17 protein-coding genes are annotated in these 14,263 nt (G+C 64.8%); 13 read left to right on the top strand and 4 right to left on the bottom strand.

The annotated features are described in order from the left end of the window. Positions 1 to 9: 9 nt before the first annotated feature. The 3 genes from P2T57_RS17995 to P2T57_RS17985 all read left to right on the top strand — a co-directional run bounded on the left by P2T57_RS17995 (position 10) and on the right by P2T57_RS17985 (position 1,999). Positions 10 to 456 (top strand): universal stress protein, encoded by a 447-nt coding sequence (locus P2T57_RS17995; protein WP_276302510.1) that lies wholly within the window; start codon positions 10 to 12, stop codon positions 454 to 456. An 84-nt stretch (positions 457 to 540) separates the two neighbouring features. Then, positions 541 to 909, top strand: a complete 369-nt coding sequence (locus P2T57_RS17990; RefSeq protein WP_276302509.1) for a hypothetical protein — start codon at positions 541 to 543, stop codon at positions 907 to 909. Between the two features lie 55 nt (positions 910 to 964). Further along, the gene (locus P2T57_RS17985) at positions 965 to 1,999 is read left to right on the top strand and encodes an enolase-like domain-containing protein (protein ID WP_276302508.1); all 1,035 of its coding nucleotides are present in this window, start codon (positions 965 to 967) and stop codon (positions 1,997 to 1,999) included. On the opposite strand, the gene P2T57_RS17980 is transcribed toward P2T57_RS17985, so the two are convergent. Beyond that, the gene (locus tag P2T57_RS17980) at positions 2,000 to 3,508 is read right to left on the bottom strand and encodes a PAS domain S-box protein (RefSeq protein WP_276302507.1); all 1,509 of its coding nucleotides are present in this window, start codon (positions 3,506 to 3,508) and stop codon (positions 2,000 to 2,002) included. Positions 3,509 to 4,128: 620 nt separating this feature from the next. Continuing rightward, entirely contained in the window at positions 4,129 to 4,314 is a 186-nt protein-coding gene (locus P2T57_RS17970; protein WP_276302535.1) for a hypothetical protein, read from the bottom strand. 536 nt (positions 4,315 to 4,850) lie between these two features. On the opposite strand from P2T57_RS17970, the gene P2T57_RS17965 reads away from it, so the two are divergent. Continuing rightward, positions 4,851 to 6,329, top strand: coding sequence for an AMP phosphorylase (locus tag P2T57_RS17965; RefSeq protein WP_276302530.1), 1,479 nt, complete (start codon positions 4,851 to 4,853; stop codon positions 6,327 to 6,329). Here P2T57_RS17965 and P2T57_RS17960 read toward each other — a convergent pair whose 3' ends face one another. Next, positions 6,330 to 6,500, bottom strand: a complete 171-nt coding sequence (locus P2T57_RS17960; RefSeq protein WP_276302506.1) for a hypothetical protein — start codon at positions 6,498 to 6,500, stop codon at positions 6,330 to 6,332. A 99-nt stretch (positions 6,501 to 6,599) separates the two neighbouring features. Between P2T57_RS17960 and P2T57_RS17955 the strand changes: the two genes are divergently transcribed. The 5 genes from P2T57_RS17955 to P2T57_RS17935 all read left to right on the top strand — a co-directional run bounded on the left by P2T57_RS17955 (position 6,600) and on the right by P2T57_RS17935 (position 9,614). Continuing rightward, a complete protein-coding gene (locus P2T57_RS17955; RefSeq protein ID WP_276302505.1) occupies positions 6,600 to 7,184 on the top strand; it encodes a DUF1684 domain-containing protein in 585 nt (194 codons plus the stop codon). A 38-nt stretch (positions 7,185 to 7,222) separates the two neighbouring features. Next, positions 7,223 to 7,735 carry a gamma carbonic anhydrase family protein gene (locus P2T57_RS17950; protein WP_276302504.1) on the top strand — a complete coding sequence of 171 codons (513 nt, stop codon included), beginning with the start codon at positions 7,223 to 7,225 and terminating at the stop codon, positions 7,733 to 7,735. Positions 7,736 to 7,807: 72 nt separating this feature from the next. After that, on the top strand, positions 7,808 to 8,134 hold the full coding sequence (locus P2T57_RS17945; RefSeq protein ID WP_276302503.1) for a HalOD1 output domain-containing protein: 327 nt from the start codon (positions 7,808 to 7,810) through the stop codon (positions 8,132 to 8,134). 118 nt (positions 8,135 to 8,252) lie between these two features. Next, positions 8,253 to 8,777: a D-lyxose/D-mannose family sugar isomerase gene (locus P2T57_RS17940; protein WP_276302529.1), complete on the top strand. Its 525-nt coding sequence runs from the start codon at positions 8,253 to 8,255 to the stop codon at positions 8,775 to 8,777. Between the two features lie 45 nt (positions 8,778 to 8,822). Continuing rightward, the gene (locus P2T57_RS17935) at positions 8,823 to 9,614 is read left to right on the top strand and encodes an NAD(P)/FAD-dependent oxidoreductase (RefSeq protein WP_276302502.1); all 792 of its coding nucleotides are present in this window, start codon (positions 8,823 to 8,825) and stop codon (positions 9,612 to 9,614) included. Between the two features lie 23 nt (positions 9,615 to 9,637). Here P2T57_RS17935 and P2T57_RS17930 read toward each other — a convergent pair whose 3' ends face one another. Then, positions 9,638 to 10,339 carry a hypothetical protein gene (locus tag P2T57_RS17930; protein WP_276302501.1) on the bottom strand — a complete coding sequence of 234 codons (702 nt, stop codon included), beginning with the start codon at positions 10,337 to 10,339 and terminating at the stop codon, positions 9,638 to 9,640. A 200-nt stretch (positions 10,340 to 10,539) separates the two neighbouring features. Between P2T57_RS17930 and P2T57_RS17925 the strand changes: the two genes are divergently transcribed. From P2T57_RS17925 to P2T57_RS17910, 4 genes are all read left to right on the top strand, one after another. Continuing rightward, positions 10,540 to 10,671 carry a hypothetical protein gene (locus P2T57_RS17925; protein ID WP_276302500.1) on the top strand — a complete coding sequence of 44 codons (132 nt, stop codon included), beginning with the start codon at positions 10,540 to 10,542 and terminating at the stop codon, positions 10,669 to 10,671. 76 nt (positions 10,672 to 10,747) lie between these two features. Beyond that, positions 10,748 to 11,305: a metal-dependent hydrolase gene (locus tag P2T57_RS17920; RefSeq protein WP_276302499.1), complete on the top strand. Its 558-nt coding sequence runs from the start codon at positions 10,748 to 10,750 to the stop codon at positions 11,303 to 11,305. A 177-nt stretch (positions 11,306 to 11,482) separates the two neighbouring features. Continuing rightward, entirely contained in the window at positions 11,483 to 13,411 is a 1,929-nt protein-coding gene (locus P2T57_RS17915) for a DUF7282 domain-containing protein (protein ID WP_276302498.1), read from the top strand. 107 nt (positions 13,412 to 13,518) lie between these two features. Further along, positions 13,519 to 14,004: a hypothetical protein gene (locus P2T57_RS17910; protein WP_276302497.1), complete on the top strand. Its 486-nt coding sequence runs from the start codon at positions 13,519 to 13,521 to the stop codon at positions 14,002 to 14,004. Positions 14,005 to 14,263: the final 259 nt, after the last annotated feature.

Genomic DNA, 14,263 nt, shown 5'->3' with positions numbered 1-14,263 from the left:
TAGCGAGACATGGAACGCGCACTTGCAGTCGTGGACGCCGAGGAGTCCACCAAGTCGCTCGTCCGCGAAGCGGGCGAACTCTCTGCGGCGGTCGACGCCGAATTGGTCCTCCTCCACGTCACGACTAACGACGAGTACGAGGACACCCGACAGACCATGGAGGACATCCCGAGCAGTGCGGTCGGGTACTCCGCTGAGAAGGCCCGCGAAGGTGCCGAGAACTTCTCTGCCGACATCGGGCGCGAGGTGCTGGAGGGCATCGACGTGAACTACGAGGCGGTCGGTGCGCTCGGCGACGAGCAGACCGAAATCTTGGACACCGCCGAGGAGTACGACTGTGACCACCTGTTCATCGCTGGCGAGAAGCGTTCGCCCACCGGCAAGGCGCTGTTCGGCGACCTCACGCAGTCGATTATTCTGAACTTCGACGGTCCCGTGACCGTCGTGACCGAGTAGACGGGCTTTTTGCGGTTTTTGGGTCGGCCTCGGTGTTCTCGGAGGTATTCTGCCAGCAGTTCTCGCGACTCGACGTGATTTTTGGTGAGGGGAGAACGCCAGCGACTCCTCGACCTGAACAGCGACAGACTCTACGACCTGAACGGCGACAGACTCTACGACCTGAACGGCGACAGCAACACTACTATTGCCGAAGCCCATGAGAACCGCCCCGCACCGCTACCGCGAACCTCGTCCCTCCCCAACCTCCTGCGGTCTCTGCGAACCACGTTCGCAGATCAGCGAGACGCGGCGCGTCTCGCCAGCCTCGGGGTTCGCGTTCGCTCACACCCTGCGGTCCTCGTCCTTCGCGCGCGTTGCTCGCGCGCGCCGGAAACCATTATAATATACGTCGCTACCACGATAATATACGTCGCTACCACGATGTGGTACTGCTCGCCGAAGACTCCCTGAAGATAGCGATTTCCCGAGGCCAACAACTTTCCCGCCAGCGGCCGTCTCTGCGCGCATGAGTCTCTACCAGCGAGTTGCGGAGTTGTCGCTGACCGTCGAATCCGTCGCGTTCGAGCGCCGAGAGCGCGAGACGAGCAAATTCACCCGCGCGACCACCGTGGTCTCGCTGTCCGGCGCGGGCGAAACCGGGCGGGGCGAGGACGTGACCTACGACGCCGAACACCACCCCATCCCCGACGAGTTCGACCTCTCGGGCGAGTACACCCTCGACGCCTTCGCCGACGAACTCGCGGGCCTCGACCTGTTCCCGGACGCGGAGGCGGCCGACGACGTAGACCCCCACTTTCGCCACTATCGCCGGTGGGCGTTCGAGAGCGCCGCGCTGGACCTCGCGCTCCGGCAGGCCGACACTCACCTCGGCGCAGAACTCGGCCGGGAGTACGACCCCGTGCGATTCGTCGCCAGTCCCGTCCTCGGCGACCCGCCGAGCGCCGACCCCATCCGGGAGTGGCACGACCGGAATCCCGACCTCGAATTCAAACTCGACGCCGACGAGGACTGGTCTTCTGACCTCCTCGCGGACCTCGCCGATTCGGGCGTGCGAGTGGTCGATTTCAAGGCCCACTACGAGGACGCCGAAGTCGCCGGGAGCGCCGACCCGGACCTCTACCGCGAAGTGGCCGAGGCCTTCCCGGAGGCAATCTTGGAGGACCCGGCGTGGACCGACGACACCGCCGACGCGCTCGATTCCGCCCGGAGTCGCGTCTCGTGGGACTACCCGATAACCGGCGTCGAGAGCGTGCGAGACCTGCCTTTCGAACCGGACTGGCTGAACATCAAGCCCTCCCGATTCGGGTCACTCGAAGCCCTGCTCGACACCATCGACTACTGCGAGGAGAACCGAATTTCGATGTATGGCGGCGGCCAGTTCGAACTCGACGTGGGGCGCAGGCACCTCCATCTGGTCGCCTCGCTGTTCTACCCCGACTCGCCCAACGACGTGGCTCCCAGCGACTACAACGACCCCGAACCGCCCGAAAATCTCCCGACCAGTCCGCTCGAAATCGGCGACGTTCGGGGCTTCAGATAGTCACGTCGTGGAAATCTCGAAGCGCGCGCCGCCCGACTCGCTCTCGGTCGCCGTCACCGTCCACCCGTGGGCGTCCACGATGCTACTCACGATGGAGAGGCCGAGTCCCGACCCGTCGTCGGCAGTCGTGTGGCCGTGTTCGAAAATCTTGTCGCGCTCGTCTTCGGGGATGCCCGGCCCGTCGTCCTCGACGTAGAACCCGTCCCGGTTGGCCCGGTGGGAGGCCGGCGCGTCGTCGTCGGCGTCACCGAGGGTGCCGACTCGGACCGTCACGCCCTCGCCGGCGTGTTCCACCGCGTTGCGGAATAGATTCTCGAACAGTTCCTGCAGTCGGCCGTCGTCGGCCTTGACTTCGCCGAGGTCGTCGCCGACTTCGAGGCCGGCGTTCCCCGTCGAAACGGTGGACCACGCTCGCTTGACGACCGCCTGAAGGTCCACGAGTTCGGTGTCGCTCACGTCTTGGCCCTGCCGGGCGAGTTTGAGCAGGTCGTCGATGAGCGACTCCATTCGGTCGAGCGCCCCGCCAGTCTTCTCGAAGTGGCGCTGTTCGCCGGTCTCGCGGGCGAGTTCGAGGTGGCCCTGCGCGACGTTGAGGGGGTTGCGCAGGTCGTGGCTGACCACGCTGGCGAACTCCTTGAGGCGCTCGTTCTGGCGCTCTACCTTCTGCTTTCGCTTGCGGCGCTCGGTCACGTCGCGGGCCGACCCGAGGTGGGCGCGCTCGCCGTTGTACGAAATCACTTGGACGCTGAGTTCGACGTACCGGACCTCGCCGTCGCGGGTCCGGATGCGGAGTTCGTAGTGCGGAGCGTCGTCGGCGTCGTCGTCTTCTGCGATTTGCTCGACGTGTTCGCGGTCGTCCTCGTGAACCACGCCCCAGACCGACATGCCCAGCAGTTCGTCCCGACTGTACCCCGTGAGTTCGGCCACCCGGTCGTTGACGAACTGAAACGTCTCGTCGCTGTGGATGAAGATGGCGTCGTGGCTCCCCTCCACCAAGGTCCGATACTTCTCCTCGCTCTCGCGGAGCGCCGACTGGGAGTCGATGCGGGAGATGACCTCGGTGACGTGGCTCATCAGCAGTTCCGCGAGTTCGAGGTCGTCCTCGTCGAAGGCCTCGGGTTCGCGCGACCCGGCCTGAAAGACGCCGTAGTCGCTCAGGGGCACGCTCAGAATCGAGCGATACTCCATGTTCACCGGTTCGGCCTCGCTCATCGTCCGCACGTCCGGGATGACGAACGACTCGCCCTTCTGGAAGGTCCGGCCAGCGAGGCCCTTGTCGGCTTCGAGGGCGTCGTAGCCGTCGTTGGGCATCTCGGTCGAGGTGGCCTTGGGGACGAGATAGCCGTTCTCCTCCACGTCGATACCGCAGATGTCGAACTCCAGAATGCCTTCCGCGGCGTCCACGCCGAGACGGTACACTTCGTCTTTGGTGTGGCAGGCCTCCATCTCGGAGGCGATTTCGTGTAGCTCTTCTATCTTCCGCTTTTCTTCGCGTAACTGTTCACTCATGCTCGTGTTCAGTGCTGTCTCCGACGTTCTGGCCTGCTGTGGATGCCCCGCCGGGCATCCCGAGGGTCCCGGCGCGCTTCGGTCCGCGTTCGTCTGATTGGTGGTCGATTCCGGTAGAAATATTTTCCCAATTGCCGCGGGCGAAACCTCGCCCGCGATACCGGAACGTATCGGTCTCTCCGCCCCGGCGCGGCCGCTCGCGCGGGCCGTCGTCTCGGCGTGACTCCTCACGCAGGGCGTCCTCCGGAAGAACGCCCGTTCTGTGGGGCAAATTCTGACGGCGAGACCGGTTAATCCAATCCATGCGACTGTCTCTCAGTCGTGGTATCGTACTCCGTGGTTAAAAAGCGACGGTATTCGGTACCATTCGCGTTACCTTTCGTAGACGCCCGCCGGGGTTCGGGCGTACAGGTACTCATGCGCCGGTCACGTCGTCTGCGACCGCCCGAATCGTCTCGTACTCGGCGTCGGCGACGAACCGAACGTCCGACAGCGATTCCGGGTCGAAGTCAGCTATCTCGTCGCAGATGCGTCGTGCGCCCTCCCGGAGGCCGACCCCGGTGACGCCCCACCGAGCGCGGGAATCACGAGCGAGGACGCGCCCCGACGCTGGGACTCCGCTACCGACGGCGCAGGCGGTGCCAGACCACCGCGAGGAGCGACTCGTCGCCGTCTCCTCGGCCCATCCGCACGTCGTCGGTGTACCGGGTGTCGGGAGTCAGGTCCTCGGGCGAGCGGTCGTATGGCGGCGTCTCGCAGAAGCTTTCGATGCGCTCCTTGTCGTCGTCGGTTATTCCGGAACTCATCGCGTCGATACGAGGACGTAGACGGTCTTAGACGCGCCTGATTCTTGCCCGCAGTCGGACCCAATTAACCGGGATTTAGCTCCGTAACGGGACGTGGGAAACGGTTGGTCGGCCGACCATCCACCGGGAGAGACCGCGAGTGAGGATTACTTATACGGCGTCGGACACGTCGCTCGTGGGTTCCGAACCGCTCGCGCCGCGGATTTTACCGCGGTAATCGCTCGATTCGTTTCGGGTTCCGAAGACGCCGAGCGCGCCCGAACTACCGGGTCGGGCGCGCGACGCCCCGTCGAACCCGCTCGGCGCGGAACTTTCGGGTTCCCAACTGGAGCGGACTACTTGTCGGGCCTCGTCGGAATCGGGGCCGCGGACGAAGGAATCTTATATATTTCTATAAGATATAGAAAGATTTCTTTAGAAACGAATAGTATGGCTCTAGCTCCCGCGACCGAACGAGTCGCGTCTTGGCCACCCGGTCGGCGTCGAATGCTGTGACCGTCTCCCACGGTTATGGTCCTCGGCGTCGAACCACCGACATGGAACTGGTCGCCAGCGAAATCGACATCGGGACCCACCTGCCGACGGTCCTGCTCAACGGCGCGGACGCCGACGAGTTGGGCGTCCATCCGCTCGACCGGGTGCAGATTACGACCGACGGGACGACGGTCATCGGCATCGTGGAAGTGACCGACGAGTTGGTCGCGCCCAGTAACCTCGGGGTGACGCGTCGACTCGGCCACGTCGAGGGGCCGGTGGAGGTCACGGCCGCGCCCAAACCCCGGTCGGTCCGGTACGTCCGGAAGAAACTCGACGACCGCGAACTGGCGGCCGACGAGATTCGGGCCATCGTCCGGGACGTCGAGGCCGACCGACTCAACGACGTGGAACTGTCGGCCTACGTCTCCGGCGTCTACTCGAACGGCATGTCGGACGCCGAGACGACGCATCTGACCGAAGCGATGGCCGAGGTCGGCCAGCGCCTCTCGTGGTCCGACGCGGTGGTCGCCGACAAACATTCTATCGGCGGCGTGGCGGGCAACCGCGTCTCGCCGATTCTGGTGCCCGTCGTCGCCGCGGCGGGTGTCAAAATCCCTAAGACCTCCTCGCGGGCCGTGACCTCGCCCGCCGGAACCGCCGACACGATGGAAGTGTTCTGCGACGTGGAGTTCTCCATCTCCGAACTCCGCGACGTGGTGGCCGAGACCAACGGGTGTCTGGTCTGGGGCGGCGCGGTGGACCTCTCGCCCGTGGACGACAAAATCATCCGCGCGGAGAATCCCCTCTCGCTCGACCCGCCCGGCCAACTCATCGCGTCGGTCCTCTCGAAGAAGTACAGCGCGGGTTCGACCCACGTCATCATCGACGTGCCCTACGGCGACGGCGCGAAGGTGGACGGTCACAACGAGGCCCGCGAACTCGGCGACGACTTCGAGCGCGTCGGCGACCACCTCGGGATGGCAGTCGCGCCCGCCGTCTCGCCCGGCCACGAACCCATCGGTCGGGGCATCGGCCCGGTCTTGGAGGCCCGCGACGTGCTGGCGGTCCTCGGCGGCGGCGGTCCCGACGACCTGCGACTCAAGAGCGAGCGCCTCGCTCGCCTCCTGCTGGACGCCTGCGGCGTGGACGCCGACGCCGGAGCAATCATCGATTCTGGCCGGGCCGAAGCGAAATTCCGCGACATCGTGTCCGCGCAGGGCGGCGACCCGGACGTGACGCCCGCGGACCTCGAACCGGGCGAGGAGCGCGCCACCGTCACTGCCGGCCGGGCGGGCGTCGTGACTCACATCGACAACCGGGTGGTGAGCGAACTCGGTCGCAGAGCGGGCGCACCGAAAGACTCCCGCGCTGGCCTCACGCTCGCCTGCCACGTCGGCGACGAAATCGCCGCGGGAGACGAACTGTTCACCGTCTACGCCGAGACGCCGGGCAAACTGGACGACGCGCTCGCACTCGCCGACCGCGCAGAGCCTGTCCGCGTCAGAAGCCGCGAGGAGGCCATGGTCGAACGAGTCTAGCTACCAGAGCATCTGGCCGTCGTCGGTGATGTTGCCGACGTACAGCAAGTGGGCGAACGGGACGAACGCGATGAACTCGTCGTTCTCGTCGTAGAGTTCCACGCCGCTGTCGCCGACCTCGTAGTCCTCGCACTCTATCTGCTCGCCGTCGGAGATTTGGGCTTTGTACATCCGTGAACTATTCCCAACGCCGACGGGCAAATGATTGTCGGCGCACGCGCTCCGATTCCGGACCAAAGACTCGTCTCGGTCCACGGCGTAACTCCTCGCATGAGTACCGACTGGCGAGAGACCGTCCGACGACAGCGCGCCGAGAAGGACGACTACTTCGGCGACCACCCCCGGTCGCCCATCCCCGACGACGAGCGCGACGAGTTCGAGGGCCTGAACTACTACCCCATCGACGAGGACTACCGGTTCGCCCTGTCGCTCCGCGAACACGAGGACAAAGAGAGGGTCACCGTCTCGACCAGCACCGAGGGCGAACAGGAGTACGTCCGGTGGGGCGAGTTCCGCTTCGAGGCCGATGGCGAGGACGTAACCCTCCAAGCCTACAAGTCCGACCCCGACGAGGACCGCCTCTGGGTTCCCTTCCGGGACGAGACCAGTGGCGACGAAACCTACGGCGCGGGTCGGTATCTGGACCTCGAACCCGCGGACCACCGCATCGCCCCCGACGAATCGGACGATGGCGAGAGAGACGACGAGGGGGAGGACGACGCCGAGTGGATTCTCGACTTCAATCAGGCCTACAACCCGACCTGCGCCTACTCCGACCGGTACGAATGCCCGCTTCCGCCGATGGAGAATTGGCTGGACGTGGCCATCGAGGCAGGCGAGAAGACGTATCACTGACCGCGAACTTTTTGGGAACTGCTACCGTCTGGCACGCTATGGGTGGGAGCTACGATTTCGAAGGCACCGAACCCGCGGTCCACGACGAGGCCCGCGTCAGCAGAGAGGCCACGCTGGTCGGCGATGTAACCGTCGCGGCCGACGCCAGCGTCTGGCCCGGCGCGGTCCTCCGGGGCGACGTGGCACCGGTCCGAATCGGCGAACAGTCCCACGTCGGCGACAACGCGGTCCTCCACGGCGCGACGGTCGGCGACCGGGTGATGGTGGGCCATGGCGCAATCTTGAACGATGCCGCGGTTGGCCACGGCGCGCTCGTCGGGTTCAACGCGACGGTGAATACCGACGTGACGGTCGGCGAGGACTCCATCGTGGCGGCGGGGACCGTGATTCCCGACGAGTACGAGATTCCGCCCGAGTCGTTCGCTCGCGGGGTTCCGGCCCGCGTGACGCCGCTCTCGGACACCGAGGTGGACGCTCGGGAGACGTTCGAGGAGTTCTCGTCGGGCGCGTATACCGACCTCGCGGGCCGACACGGCGAGTTGTTCGAGTAGGGTCAATTTTCGGCCGGCCGTCTCCGGAAACTCGGGATGAAATTTTCAACGCTCGGCGTCTGTGTTTCCCCCATGCCGGACGGGAAGGAAGCCAGCGACGAACCGCGCGAAGTGGGCCGCAAGATACGGCATCGCAAAGTGACGCCGGAAGTCGAGGAGGCCAAACGGAACCTGCTACGACTCATTGCGAACTTAGAGAACTGCGAGGTGACCGAACTGCCGCCGCTGTACGACCACGTGGACCATCTCATCGAACACCTGTTCTCCAGTCCGCCGCCGGCCGAGGCGCAGGTCGAAATCCAGTTCTCGTATCACGGCTACCGCATCGAGTTGGACCAGAGCGGCAACGTCTCGTTCATGAAACTCGCCGGGTCGCCCGTAGACTCTCTCGGCGAGTAGTCCGGGCGACTCGTCTCGCCGCCAAACCGTTTTGCCTCGCGGGGGCGAACTGCCGGGCATGACCAGCGACGAGGACGCCGAAACCGAACGCGAGCAGGCCAGAGCGCGTGCCGCCGAGATGCTGTCCGACGCCGGCGTGGTCCTCACGGCGGCCGAGCGCGACGGAATCGAAGTCGTGGACTACGGTCTCGGCAATCTCGAAGCGGTCGGGACCGAAATCGTGGTCTACGTCAACGACGACCGCTACTGCGCGAAGGAACTGGTGCTGTTCGGCGACCAGACCTGCCCGGAGCATCGCCACCCGCCCTTCGAGGACCACGCTGGCGTCGAGTCGTACCCCGGCAAGCGCGAGACCTTCCGGTGTCGCGCGGGCGAGGTGTATCTGTACGTCGAGGCCGACGATTCGGAGGAGACGCCCCGCGAGGAGTGGGCGGTCCAACCCCCGATGCGCGACGAGTACTACACCGCCGGGAAGGAAATCCACCTCGAACCCGGCGAGCAGTACACCATCCCGCCCGACACCCGCCACTGGTTCAAAGCGGGCGAGGCGGGCGCGGTCATCTCGGAGTTCTCGTCACCGAGTTACGACGAGAAGGACGTGTTCACCGACCCGAAAATCGATCGGATTGCCGGGAGCTATTGAGGAATTCGCTCGGCTTTTATCCCCGTCGCGCCCACAGTCGGGTGTATGACCGACGAATCCGATTCCAGCGAGTCAGGTTTCAGCGCGTCCGGTTCCGGGGCATCCGGTTCTGTGGAATGCGAGGTCCTCGTCGTCGGCGGCGGCATCGCCGGTCTCTCGGCGGCGGTGTTCACCGCGCGAGCGGGCCTCGACACGCTCGTCGCCGACAGCGGCGACTCCATCGTGCGCCGGAACGCCCATCTGGAGAACTACCCCGGATTCCCCGCGGGGGTCAACGCTCGACTGCTCCTCGATTTGATGGGCGAGCAGGCCGACCGCGCGGGGTGCGAGCGCAGAGACGCCGAAATCGAGCGCGTCGAAGTGGCCGAAGGCGGGTTCACCGCCGAGACGGCCGACGGCGACCGCCTCTACTCGGACTACGTTATCGCCGCGACCAAGAACACGGTGGACTACTTGGACGCCATCGACGGCGTGGGCGTCATCGACCGCGGCAAGTCGTTCGTGGACACCGACGAGCGCGGCCGGACCGGCGTGGACGGTCTCTACGCCGCGGGCCGACTCGCCGAGAAACCGTATCAGGCCGTCATCAACGCGGGCCACGGGGCAGAGGTCGCCGTGACGCTCCTCGAAGACGACGACCGGCCCTTCTACCACGACTGGGTTGTGCCGGAAGGCTACTTCACCGACCGGGGGCGCGAGGTCCCGCCGGGGTGCGAGGAGATAGCCGACGACGAGCGCCAGCGCCGCGAGGACGAGTCGCTCGAAATCATGCAGGAGTTCTTCGCCGAGCGCCACCCCGACGAGCAGGTGACGCATCCGAGCGTTCGAGACGAGTGAGGGCGTGGCCTCGGAGTTGGGTGTCAGGCCGCGGTGACGCGACGCACGCACATATCGACCACCCACAACACCCCGAACACGCAAGCGGTAATCACGAAGTGGTTGCCGACCACGCCGAGGACGAACCCGATGGAGTACGCCGTGTTTCCGAGTTCGAGCGTCTGAAAGACGCCCTCGGGCCACTGCATCGCGTGCCACCCGGCGAGTCCGACGAGGCCCAGATGCGGTGCGTGTCGAACCCCGCCTGCGGCAATCCCCGGCCCCTCGAACTCGGTGAAGATGTCGGCCCGGAAGATGAACGGGACGTAGACGAACACCAGCGCGTAGACGAAACTCGACCCGAGGACGCTCTCGGCCCCCGTGGCGTACTCGCCGACGATGACCAGTACCACCGAGACGACCAGCGTGACGAACGAGTACATGAAGACGGCGTAGCCGAACACCAGCAGGTACTCGCCGTGCTTTCGGGCGCGTTCGGTGCATCGGTAGGAGTTGCGGACCGCCACCGACGACGTGAGCAGAAACAGGAGCAAAATCGCCCCCACTGCGCCCGTGCCGGCCTCGCCCGACGACCGCTGGAACTTCATCAGGTAGACCGACAGCGCGCCGAAGATGCCGATGACGGTGAACAACTGGTGGTTCGATTCGAGGAACTCCTCTATCGACGGCGGGCGCTCGTTGTCGCCGTCGTGCAACTGCCCCGCGAGTTTCCCCCAACGACCCATGGGTAGTGGCGTCCGAGCGGGTTTTGATAAAGCCAGCGCAACGGGGACCCGACAGGTCGCGTGGCGGACGTATCGACTCGGCAATTTTTATCTATGTTTGAAGTATAAATATGTGGTCTAAAAACAGTATATCGTTTCTTTACGCCCCTTGCCTTCGGGGATACGCTCAAGTCGCGCGGCGTCGTGTCTGCGTACCGGCGATGGCGCTCCTCGTGGACATCGCGTGTCCGGACTGCGGTCGGAAGCGGTCGGTCCGCAAACAGGGTCTCGGCCGGTACTACTGCGAGAACTGCGGCCGGGAGTTCACGCAGGCCGACGTGATGCCCGAGTAGCGAGCGCGTGGCTGGCGGTCGGACACTCGGTTCCTGCGCCCGAAGGCCTAACCCGACGCGCTCCGAAAGAGTATCCATGTGGCCTTGGGGGCATCTCGCGGTCGGCTACCTGCTCTACTCGGCGTTCGTCCACCTACGGGACCGCCGCGCGCCGGACGGGTTCACAGCCATCGCGCTGGCGTTCGGCACCCAGTTCCCGGATTTGGTGGACAAACCGCTGGCGTGGTCGCTCGGGGTCCTCCCGAACGGCCGGTCACTGACGCACTCGCTTCTCACCGCCGTCCTCGTCGTCGCCGTCGTCGGACTGGTCGCGCGCCGCCGAGGAGACGGCCCGATTGGGACCGCGTTCGCCATCGGCTACCTTTCGCATCTCGGTGGCGACGCGCTGTATCCCGCGCTCTCGGGGGACCTTTATGCGCTGAGCTTTCTGGCGTACCCGCTGGCCCCGCCGATAGAGTACGAGACAGCGCCGAGTTTCTCCGCGCACCTCCAACACCTGTCGCTGAACTCGCTGTTGACCTTCGAGTTCGCGCTCGGTCTCGGCGTCTTCGCGCTCTGGGTGGTTGACGGCGCACCGGGCCTCGGCGTCGTCAGCGCGATTCCCAAGTGGTTCGACCGAAAGTTCTCGGCCTGAACCGGTCGAACCCGGCCACAGCGAGGCCTCGCCCGGTCCCGCCCCGCCCCGAAACGGTCTCGGAACTCCCCTGCAAGGCTGAGACCCTCGGTATCGGCCGCCAGCGGATTTATACCAATCGTAGTGGATTGTTCGATGGGGGAGAGAAAGTAAATGAGTCGAAAAAGCGCACTTTTAGTGGCTATACTACTCGTCACGACGACGTTCGGGGGAGCGGCCTCCTCGCTCGCGGCGACTGAGACCGACGCCGAACCGGTCCAGTCACCGCCCGCAGAGGTGGTCCGACAGACACAGACGAACAACACCACGGTCACGTTCGAGAACCAGACGACGGACGGAACCACGGTCACGATTTCGCAGGTGAACCTGACCGACGGCGGATTCGTCGTCATCCACGACCAAGAACTGCTGAACGGGTCGGTCCTCGACAGCGTGGTCGGGGTCTCGGAGTACCTCGAACCGGGCGTCAGCGAGGACGTCACGGTGACCCTCGAGGAGCCGATTAGCGAGTCCCAGCGGCTCCTCGCGCTCGCCTACCGCGACACGAACGACAACCAGACGTTCGACTTCGTGGACTCCCAAGGCCAAGACGACGGTCCCTACACCAGCGACAATCAGGTCGTCGCGGCTGACGCCTTCGTGACCGTCGAGGAGGGAGCAGAGACGACGACCACGGAAGCGACGACCACCGAAACGACGACAGAGACGACAACGACGACGCCAATCGAGACGACGACCGAAACCACGGCGATAGAGACGACGACGGAAGCACCGACCGAAACGACGACAGAGACGACCACAACCGAAACGACGACGGAGACCACCACGACGGAAACTACCACAACCGAAACGACCACGACCGAACTTCCGACCACGACTGAGACCACGACCGAGGAGATTCCGACGACTACGGCGACACCGACCGAGACGACGACCACGGCGGAACCGACTGAAACCACGACCACCGAAACGACCACGACCGAGACGCCAACCGAGACCACGACAGCGACGACTACGACAACGGAGACACCGACTGAGACGACGACGACCACCGAGACGACTACGACGGTGGAAACGACGACCACGACACCGGAGACGACCACGACGGAAGCGCCGACTGAGACCACGACGACCCGAGAGCCTGTCGCACAAGAGACGCTCACCTTCCGCATCGACAACGTTCACGTCAACCAACTCTCGTTCGTCGTCGGCGACTCGGCCGACCCCGACCGGACAGTTACCGTCGAGAACGTCTCCATCAGCGACCGTACCGTTCGTATCGACCTCACCGAACTCCTGAGCGGCGAGTCGCTGTCGGCGAGTCTGGGCGAGGCCAACGCGAGCCAGTCGGTCTCCTCGGACCTCCAGACGGTCCAATTCGTCCTCCGTGACGTGTCCATCCAGAACGTCACGTTCGTCGTGACCGCACCCGAGGGAATCCAGTCGCAGTTAGCTGACGTGCCGGACCTGCCGGCAGAGACGACGACCACGGAAGAACCGACCGACACGACGACCACGGCGGAACCGACCGACACGACGACCACGGCGGAACCGACCGACACGACGACCACGGCGGAACCGACCGACACGACGACCACGGCGGAACCGACTGAGACCACGACGGAAACGACGACTGAGACGACTACGACGACGGCCGCACCGACCGAAACGACGACTACCGAAACGGCGACTAAAACCACGACCGCGGCACCGACCGAGACCACCACGGAGGCACCTGCGGAGACGACTACGACCACGGCACCGTCGCTTCAGGTCTCGTCGCTGAACGCGCCCGGTACGATAGTGCTGAACGAGGGCACGCTTGTCGTGAACTCGCAGGTTCGCAACCCGAGCGAACAGGTCGTGACCGATACGGTCCAACTCCGACTCAACGGGACCGTCGTCGCCACTCAGCGCGTGAAGGTTGACCCCAGTGAGACCGCACAGGTCCAGTTCCGCGTGGACCGAACCGACCTCGGACTCGAACCGGGCGAGGCCTTCCTCGGCGTGCTGACCAGCGACTTCGGCAAGACCATCACGGTCACGGTCAGAGAGGCACCGCCCGAGGACGGCCAAGAGGACGACACCACGACCGCGGAAGGGTAGTCCTCCTCGGGTCTCTCGGCTCACGAGCCGATATTGTTCAAATTTTCCTCTATTTTAAATATAGACCGAAAGCTTCATACTCAGTGGTCGAAGGATTCTGAGTACGCATGGCACGCGAGCAGACGCAAGCAGACCGGCAAGAGGCATCACTACTCGACCGGCGGTCCTACCTGAAGATGGCGGGCAGTGCCGCCGCGGCGGTCGCTGTCGGGTCCGGAACTGGTACGGCGGCAGACCCCGCCAGCGGGTTCGGCGAAGGTGGCTACGGACAGGTAGCTTACGGTGGTAGAACCGCGGGGTCAGCGCCGACCGTCGAGCGGTTCTCCGTCTCCAAGAGCGAGCAACTGGGCGATAGCCGAATGTTCTCCGTCCGGTGGGCCGTCGCCGACGCCGACGGGGACCTCGACGTGGTAGAGGTCGTCGTTAGCGACGGGTCCGCCGACGTGAACTTCTCGGTCGAGGACGTGACCGGCGCGTCGGCCTCCGGGTGGGAACTTTTCCAGTTCCCGGTCGGGACGCTCCTCGACGTGACCCTCCGCGCCACGGACGCGGACGACAGGGTGGTCAAGCGGTCCGAGACGATTACGCTCTGAGCGGAGGTCCGCAGTAGCGAGACGCAGTGGTCGCTCTCCGGGTCGAGAGTAGCGCTCACCCACGTCAGGAGTAGACGCGCCCCGGTGACGACTGCGCTACGTCGAACTTCCTATAAAGACATCTCCTTGTTTGGTAAGACTGTATTGAGGCACATTAAACATATCTAAATATTGCTATCTCGCTCGCTTCACTCTCGCAGAGGCAACGGGAAAGTTGCATCACTGAGAAAATTGGCACCGGAGAATGAGTCTCACCAGA

It is taken from the genome of Halorussus lipolyticus (assembly GCF_029338375.1).
Lineage (GTDB): Archaea > Halobacteriota > Halobacteria > Halobacteriales > Haladaptataceae > Halorussus > Halorussus lipolyticus.
This window is presented reverse-complemented; position numbering and strand designations above follow the sequence as displayed.

Excerpts from the sequence above, each read along its gene's own strand:
- P2T57_RS17995 (WP_276302510.1), top strand. The coding sequence starts at position 10 with ATGGAACGCGCACTTGCAGTCGTGGACGCCGAGGAGTCCACCAAGTCG.
- P2T57_RS17945 (WP_276302503.1), top strand. The coding sequence starts at position 7,808 with ATGCCGGACGGGAAGGAAGCCAGCGACGAACCGCGCGAAGTGGGCCGC.
- P2T57_RS17920 (WP_276302499.1), top strand. The coding sequence starts at position 10,748 with ATGTGGCCTTGGGGGCATCTCGCGGTCGGCTACCTGCTCTACTCGGCG.
- P2T57_RS17940 (WP_276302529.1), top strand. The coding sequence starts at position 8,253 with ATGCTGTCCGACGCCGGCGTGGTCCTCACGGCGGCCGAGCGCGACGGA.
- P2T57_RS17955 (WP_276302505.1), top strand. The coding sequence starts at position 6,600 with ATGAGTACCGACTGGCGAGAGACCGTCCGACGACAGCGCGCCGAGAAG.
- P2T57_RS17970 (WP_276302535.1), bottom strand. The coding sequence starts at position 4,314 with ATGAGTTCCGGAATAACCGACGACGACAAGGAGCGCATCGAAAGCTTC.
- P2T57_RS17910 (WP_276302497.1), top strand. The coding sequence starts at position 13,519 with ATGGCACGCGAGCAGACGCAAGCAGACCGGCAAGAGGCATCACTACTC.
- P2T57_RS17980 (WP_276302507.1), bottom strand. The coding sequence starts at position 3,508 with ATGAGTGAACAGTTACGCGAAGAAAAGCGGAAGATAGAAGAGCTACAC.
- P2T57_RS17985 (WP_276302508.1), top strand. The coding sequence starts at position 965 with ATGAGTCTCTACCAGCGAGTTGCGGAGTTGTCGCTGACCGTCGAATCC.
- P2T57_RS17935 (WP_276302502.1), top strand. The coding sequence starts at position 8,823 with ATGACCGACGAATCCGATTCCAGCGAGTCAGGTTTCAGCGCGTCCGGT.
- P2T57_RS17950 (WP_276302504.1), top strand. The coding sequence starts at position 7,223 with ATGGGTGGGAGCTACGATTTCGAAGGCACCGAACCCGCGGTCCACGAC.
- P2T57_RS17930 (WP_276302501.1), bottom strand. The coding sequence starts at position 10,339 with ATGGGTCGTTGGGGGAAACTCGCGGGGCAGTTGCACGACGGCGACAAC.
- P2T57_RS17965 (WP_276302530.1), top strand. The coding sequence starts at position 4,851 with ATGGAACTGGTCGCCAGCGAAATCGACATCGGGACCCACCTGCCGACG.
- P2T57_RS17925 (WP_276302500.1), top strand. The coding sequence starts at position 10,540 with ATGGCGCTCCTCGTGGACATCGCGTGTCCGGACTGCGGTCGGAAGCGG.
- P2T57_RS17960 (WP_276302506.1), bottom strand. The coding sequence starts at position 6,500 with ATGTACAAAGCCCAAATCTCCGACGGCGAGCAGATAGAGTGCGAGGAC.